General features: G+C 51.7%; 5 protein-coding genes. 3 read left to right on the top strand and 2 right to left on the bottom strand.

Annotation, left to right across the window (positions count from 1 at the left end; all coding sequences use genetic code 11):
* Positions 1 to 166 precede the first annotated feature (166 nt).
* A complete protein-coding gene (locus tag ACEW8P_RS01150; protein ID WP_373511276.1) occupies positions 167 to 1,663 on the top strand; it encodes a TlpA family protein disulfide reductase in 1,497 nt (498 codons plus the stop codon).
* 79 nt (positions 1,664 to 1,742) lie between these two features.
* Here the strand turns inward: ACEW8P_RS01150 and ettA are convergent, their stop codons facing one another.
* A complete protein-coding gene (gene ettA, locus ACEW8P_RS01155; protein WP_373511277.1) occupies positions 1,743 to 3,410 on the bottom strand; it encodes an energy-dependent translational throttle protein EttA in 1,668 nt (555 codons plus the stop codon).
* Positions 3,411 to 3,612: 202 nt separating this feature from the next.
* Here ettA and ACEW8P_RS01160 point away from each other — a divergent pair, with 202 nt between their 5' ends.
* Positions 3,613 to 4,884, top strand: a complete 1,272-nt coding sequence (locus ACEW8P_RS01160; protein ID WP_373511278.1) for a DUF349 domain-containing protein — start codon at positions 3,613 to 3,615, stop codon at positions 4,882 to 4,884.
* Here the strand turns inward: ACEW8P_RS01160 and ACEW8P_RS01165 are convergent.
* Positions 4,826 to 5,902, bottom strand: a complete 1,077-nt coding sequence (locus ACEW8P_RS01165; protein ID WP_373511279.1) for a LacI family DNA-binding transcriptional regulator — start codon at positions 5,900 to 5,902, stop codon at positions 4,826 to 4,828. The two genes, ACEW8P_RS01160 and ACEW8P_RS01165, sit on opposite strands and share 59 nt — an antisense overlap.
* Before the next feature lie 355 nt (positions 5,903 to 6,257).
* Between ACEW8P_RS01165 and ACEW8P_RS01170 the strand changes: the two genes are divergently transcribed.
* Positions 6,258 to 6,766, top strand: a 509-nt coding sequence (locus ACEW8P_RS01170; RefSeq protein WP_373511280.1) for an RNA polymerase sigma-70 factor, incomplete at its 3' end; no start/stop codon positions are given.

Below are 6,766 nucleotides of genomic sequence, written 5' to 3' on the forward strand. Positions count from 1 at the left end.
GCAGACCGAACCTTGCGGAAGTATTTTTCCGTTATATTGCCGTTACTCAACAACTTCCCGGCCTAGTGCAGCGGCGGTGGCAAGCTTTTGGTTTCGGACTAAAGACCCGTAACTTCGCTTGTTATACCAAAAAAATCGTTGCGACCCGAGTGTCTAGAAAAAGTGTATGAAAGCCGTCTCAACTCTCCTCTTTACGCTGCTGACTGTCAGCGTGTGGGCCCAATCCTCCGCCCGTATCAACATCGCCTCGGCCACCGAAGTGGACTATATTTATTCACTGACATTGGAGCGGGTTCGTTTCCACGAAACGCTGGGTGTGGGTCTGGCCGAAACTGAATACGAAACTATCGACATTTTCGATCTGAGCATCCAAAAAGATGGCTCGACGACTTTTCCGGTGGACAAGCCGCTGTTGGTAAGGATGACCATTGCTTCCAAACGACCCGTTAACGATCTTTCTCCCTCCCAGATGCGCCGGGAGAGTCGAACGCAATTGCTCTACATCGTCCCGAACGAGAATCTGACAATCAGCGTCAACCCCGGCAATGAACTCACTTTCGAAGGCAAGAATGTGGCTCATCAGGAGTTTTTGCAAAACTATTTTCTGGAAAACCATTACCAGTACCTCCCCGCCTTTCGATTCAATCCCAAGAAAATCGACAACGATGCCATAGTAACGCAAAGCGATAGCCTGGCTCAATTGCGCCTGACGCAGTACGAAACTTTCAGAGCGGCGCATCCGGTGGACAGCACTTTCGATAATTATGTGCGAGCCACTACCCACGTGGAGCCTTACCTGATGCGGGTTGTGGTACGTGACCGCCAAATGCGTCAGAATACACCTGTGAAACTGACTCCCGAACAGCGCAAAGAACTCAACAAGATCACTTTGGATAACTTTGAGTTATATCCTGATGAAGCTCTGTTTAGCTTAGCCTACCGCAACGAATTGCGTAACTGGATTCTGATTCCCATCACGGAGAAATATCCGCAGGATATCAAATCGCAATTCATGCTGGGTAATGACGCCATCCTTGAGGTGTATGAGAGAAGTAAGGAGAAATTGGGAAGTTATCCCAAACAGCAAGAGTACCTGCTCACCTACTGGCTGAATTACGCTGTGACGGCATTGCCTTCTATGAAACCCGCCCGGATCATGTTTACTGATTTCGAGCAGCGTTTCCCCAACTCGAAAGTGAAGGATTATTTTGCCGAAATCATTACCGCTAAGGAAAAACTGGAGAAAGGCCAGTCCGCCCCGGACTTCACCCTACTGGACAAAGACAGTAGCTCCGTGTCACTCAGCAGCCTGCGTGGCAAGCCACTGGCCGTAGCATTCGCCTTCAATCTCAAGCAGCACGAACCCACACTCAAACTACTGGAAGAAGCCAAGGGCGACAGTGTGTTGTTTGTCTATGTAAGCGTTGCGCCGGGTATTCCGTTTGGTACCTGGAAAGATTATGTGGAAGTGCGCCCCCACGCGCTGCACCTGTACGCGTCGGACGAGGAAATCGAAAAACTAAAAGCGGTGTACGCCGTCGAGCCGCGCTTTCCCTTCATGGTCATCGACGAAGCCGGACGCTTTGTCAACCGCTGGATTCCGCAGGAATTTCCCGACAACCCCACGTTGCAAAAGGAGTTGCGGAGCGCGGTGGGGCAGTAGTGTGGTATGACAGGATCCGCGTATGGGATTCCAGCCTATTTTGTCGCTTAAGAACGGGCTGGAAGCCCGTACCACATCCCTACGCCAGCTTGCGGTACTTAATCCGCTTCGGCGTCGCATCTGCGCCCAGCCGCTTCTTGCGATTTTCCTCGTAGTCCGAGAAATTACCTTCAAACCAATAAGCCTGCGAGTCGCCTTCGAAGGCCAGGATGTGGGTAGCCACGCGGTCAAGGAACCAGCGGTCGTGGGTGATGACCACGGCGCAGCCCGCGAAGTTCTCGAGGCCCTCTTCCAGGGCGCGGAGCGTGTTCACGTCCAGGTCGTTGGTTGGTTCGTCGAGAAGGAGTAGGTTACCGCCTTCTTTAAGGGTCATCGCCAGGTGAACGCGGTTGCGTTCGCCACCCGACAGGTTACCGACTTTCTTTTCCTGATCTGACCCCGCGAAGTTGAACTTGCTGACGTAAGCGCGAGCGTTCATTTGCTTGCCGCCCAGCATCACCCACTCGTTACCATCCGAGATGGTCTGGAAAACCGTTTTGTCGGGATCAAGGTTGTCATGTTCCTGATCTACGTAGGCCCACTGCACGGTTTCGCCGACCTCGAAGCCGCCTTTCATCGGGGATTCCTGCCCGGTGATGAGTTTAAAAAGGGTAGTTTTGCCAGCACCGTTCGGGCCAATGACGCCCACGATACCAGCAGGCGGCAGGGCGAAGTTGAGGTCTTCGTAGAGTAGTTTATCGCCGTAGGCCATCATGATGTTACTGGCCTCGATTACCTTGTTGCCCAAGCGCGGGCCAGGCGGAATGAAGAGCTCCAGCTTGTTTTCCTTCTCTTTGGCGTCCGCGCCGAGCATTTTCTCGTAGGCACCGAGGCGGGCTTTCGACTTGGCCTGCCGCGCTTTGGGAGCCATGCGCACCCATTCCAACTCACGGAGTAACGTCTTTTGCCGCTTCGATTCCTGCTTTTCTTCCTTTTGCAGGCGCTCCTGCTTTTGTTCCAGCCACGAGGTGTAATTGCCCTTCCAGGGAATGCCTTCACCGCGGTCGAGTTCCAGAATCCAGCCCGCCACGTTGTCGAGGAAATAGCGGTCGTGGGTCACGGCGATAACCGTGCCTTTGTACTGCCGCAAGTGTTCTTCCAGCCACAGCACACTCTCGGCATCGAGATGGTTGGTCGGTTCGTCGAGCAGCAGCACGTCGGGCTGTTGGAGCAGAAGGCGGCACATGGCCACACGGCGCTTCTCGCCGCCGGATAGGTTAGCCACCGACTGATCCGACGGCGGACAGCGCAGGGCGTCCATCGCTACTTCCAGGCGGTTGTCGAGGTTCCAGGCATCGGCATGGTCGAGTTTTTCCTGCACTTCGCCCTGCCGTTCCAGTAATTTATCGAAATCGGCATCGGCTTCGCCGAATGCTTCGTTGATTTGTTCAAACTCTTTAAGCAGATCAACCACCTCCTGCACCCCTTCCTCCACCACTTCGCGCACGGTTTTTGTGGGATCGAGTTGAGGCTCCTGTTCGAGCATCCCGACCGAGTAGCCGGGCGAGAAGACGACTTCTCCCACAATATTCTTATCAAGGCCCGCAATGATGCGTAAGAGCGTGGATTTGCCAGAACCGTTCAGGCCCAGGACGCCGATTTTGGCCCCATAGAAAAAGGAAAGGTAGATATTTTTGAGGATGTGGCGATTGGGCGGAATGATCTTGCTCACACCCGACATCGAGAAAATTATGGATTCGTTGCTCATTTTTTAGTTAATTTGTATTTGGCAAATATCGCCAATTAAGCCCATACATGGACGCCGAAAAGTGGATTACGGATATTGGATTGAAATAAAAATCTTATATTCAGTAATTTGAACACCCTAAAATAGAGGAGATTTAGGCTTAGGCTGAGTTTCCTGAATAACTAAACCCACCAACTAAGCAGATAAGATAAAAAGTAGAGTCATGGAAGAAAAGGAAGAATACGGCTACGTAAAGGATGGCAAAGTATTTTTGAAAGGTTACCTCGGGAATGCTGATCGCCAGATCGGCGAAGTAAAAAGAACGGAACAGGAGGCGATTGACTACTTCAAAAATCGCTTCACCATCGCCCAAAGTAAAGTCGAGACCCTCAAGAAAGACATCGAGGAAGCCCAGAACAAGGGATCGTATCTTACGAAACTGACCCAACTCCGCCGCAAACTGATCGGCTTCGATGCCATTGGCGACTTCGTCCCATTGCTGGAAAAACTGGATAAAGCCGAAGACTACCTCACTGGTCTGATTCTGGTCAACCAGGCCAAGAATCTGGAGATCAAGCGGGCGCTGATCGAAGACGCCAAGACGGCCGCCGCTATTGAGGATTGGCCCGCTGCCACCGATGCCGTGCAGGAAGTAAAGGACAAGTGGATCAGGACAGGCCCCGTGGACAACGAGTTTCAGGAAGATGTGGACGCGCAGTTTCAGGCCGTACTAGATGATTTTTTCCACCGCCGTCGCGAGCATTTTGCCGAGCAGAGCAAGATCGTGCAGGCCAAGGTGGATGAGTACGAAAAGATTATCAAGAAGGTTAAGCAGCTATCGTGGAGCAAAGACCTGGACGAGTCCTACAAGCAGGCCCGCGAAATCCGAAAAGAGTGGAATGCCCTGGGCGAACTACCGCCCAAGAAGTTTTTCAAGATAAATAAGGCTTACCGCCATTTTTTCAAACTCTTTTACGATAAATATAATGAGTCGAAGGGCATTCAGCCCGAGAATAGGGAAGACCCACGCATCGGGCAGCAAAGGAAGCTACTGGTGGAGGCCGAAGATGCGCTGAAAAATGATAATATCGTGACAGCGGCCGAGAAAGCGAAGGTACTTCTCAGCAAGTGGAAGGAAATCAGGATTCCGTATCGGCAGTCGGACCGCGAGCTCAACGATCGCTTCCGCTCTACCTGTGACAAAATTTTTGAACTCAGCTACCTTGCCCGTGTGATTAGTCGAAAGTACCCCGCCTTCGAGCTCAAAAGCGAGGAGGAGCAGTTACGCGCCCAAATCCGGGAAATGGAGTGGCTCGTGAGCCGTGAAAAAAGCGACCTTGATATGGCCACTCTCGACGTGGAGCGCAGCCTGACGGGCGACGAAGATCAGGACAAACGCCTACGCGGACGGCTCAACATTCAGAAGCGCAAAGTGGCTATGAAGGATAAGATTCTCCGGGAGTTTCAGCGGAAGCTGGAGCGTTTGGAACGGTAGTTTTCAAGCTCGATCCTCGGATATTCAAGTCAGTTTTTAGTACCCTGGTTTCGTAAGCGACCGGGGTACTTTTGTTTTCGATCAGTTCCAGAAGTAATTCGGCGGCCTGGCGGCCCATTTCAAAGGACGGCTGCGACACTGAACTTAGCGGCGGGTCGAGTAGTACCGACACGCCCAAATCGGAAAAGCCAATCAGAGCTACGTCGTCGGGCATTCGGTAGCCAAGTTGCCGCAAAGCCCAGTGCACCCCGATCGCAATGCGGTCGCTGGCGGCAAAAATGGCGTCGGGGCGCTCCCGCAGGGCCATGAGTTGGTAGGCACGTTCGGTACCTTCGGACTGGTTGTATTCCGCGGCCACCACCCATTCGTCGCGCAGCGGCAGATCATGTCTGCGCAGGGCGTCGCGGTAACCATTGAAACGATTACGGCTGATAGCCAGGCTCATGGGGCCCGATATGTGAGCAATCTTGCGGCACCCTTGCTCGATCAGATGTTCGGTTCCCTGAAATGCTCCGGCGTAGTCATCCACCAGTACTTTATGAGTCTGTATCTCATTGCTGGCCCGGTCAAAAAATGCGATAGGAATACCAACTTCCTGTAAGTCGGCAAAATGGTGGTGATGAAGCGACTGGCTGGCGACGGACACGATCAGGCCGTCGGCATGGCGCTCGGCAATGTGACGAACATTAGCCTTCTCACGCTCATAAGATTCATGGCTCTGATAAATCATTACATGGTAACCCCGATTGTAAGCCACGTCCTCCACGCCGCTGATGGCAGTCGAAAAGAACGGGTTGTCAATGTCCGGCACAATGATGCCAATGGTGTGAGTTTGGTTATTTAAAAGACTGAGCGCAATGGGATTGGGCGAATAGTTGAGCCTTCGGGCTAGTTCGATGACTCGCTCTTTGGTGGCTTCGCTTATCTCGGAACTATCACGCAAAGCCCGCGAAACCGTGGATTTGGAAATCCCCAGTCTCAGCGCTATTTCTTTGATAGTAATGGAAGTCTTTCCCATGAATTATTCGGGGCTACCTCGAAAAAATGCAATTTTTTTTGTTAGAATTCTTTGGCCAGGGACGGAATTTATTTCTGCAAAATAGCATAAAAACAACAATTCCCGGAAAACGGCGGTGTTTCGGGAACGGTACCGGGAACGGTACCGGGAACGGTTGCGTAGAATTGTTGCTGTTTTTCAAGATAGAATTTTGCGAATCGACGAAGCTATGCGTAATCTTCCTACGAAATCAAGCAATCATGCTATTTCCTACAATTACCTATTTCCTTAAAAAATTCTATTCTAACTCTTACCTATGATGAATCCGATTCTACTCAAAAAATCTGCGGCCCACCCAACCCTGTGTGCTAGCCAGATGGAATTGCTGTTTAGGAAAGTAGTGCAGGAAGGCGATTACGTCGCTTACCGCGAACTATTTACCCGCTATTATTATTCTCTCTGCACCTACTCCATGCGCGTGGTAGCGGGTCGCGAAGTCGCCGAAGAAGTGGTAGCCGACGTTTTTGTGAAACTCTGGAAAAATCGCGAGCAAATCGAAGTCCATACCTCTTTTGAGGCGTACATCTACCGGGCTGTCCGCAACCAATCGCTCGACTACCTGAAATTAAAGCTGCATCGCGTGTATGAGCGCGAGACACTGGAGAGTATTCAGTGGAACCCCGCTTACGCCGATCATTACTCCCCGGCTGACGAGATGGTTTTCAACGAATTTTACGATCGTGTAGAAGGCCACATTCGTGATCTGCCACGGCAATGTCAGATCATCTTTCGTCTTAGCCGTGAAGAGGGTCTTCGGTACCGCGAAATCGCCGATCAACTCAAAATCTCCATCAAAACCGTGGAAACCCAAATGGGCCGCGCTTT

Origin of the sequence: Persicitalea sp. (assembly GCF_041751555.1) — a bacterium.
GTDB lineage: Bacteria > Bacteroidota > Bacteroidia > Cytophagales > Spirosomataceae > Persicitalea.

What these genes read in the sequence shown, in the direction of transcription:
- ACEW8P_RS01165 (WP_373511279.1), bottom strand. Translation starts at nt 5,902, where the DNA reads ATGGGAAAGACTTCCATTACTATCAAAGAAATAGCGCTGAGACTGGGG.
- ACEW8P_RS01150 (WP_373511276.1), top strand. Translation starts at nt 167, where the DNA reads ATGAAAGCCGTCTCAACTCTCCTCTTTACGCTGCTGACTGTCAGCGTG.
- ettA (WP_373511277.1), bottom strand. Translation starts at nt 3,410, where the DNA reads ATGAGCAACGAATCCATAATTTTCTCGATGTCGGGTGTGAGCAAGATC.
- ACEW8P_RS01160 (WP_373511278.1), top strand. Translation starts at nt 3,613, where the DNA reads ATGGAAGAAAAGGAAGAATACGGCTACGTAAAGGATGGCAAAGTATTT.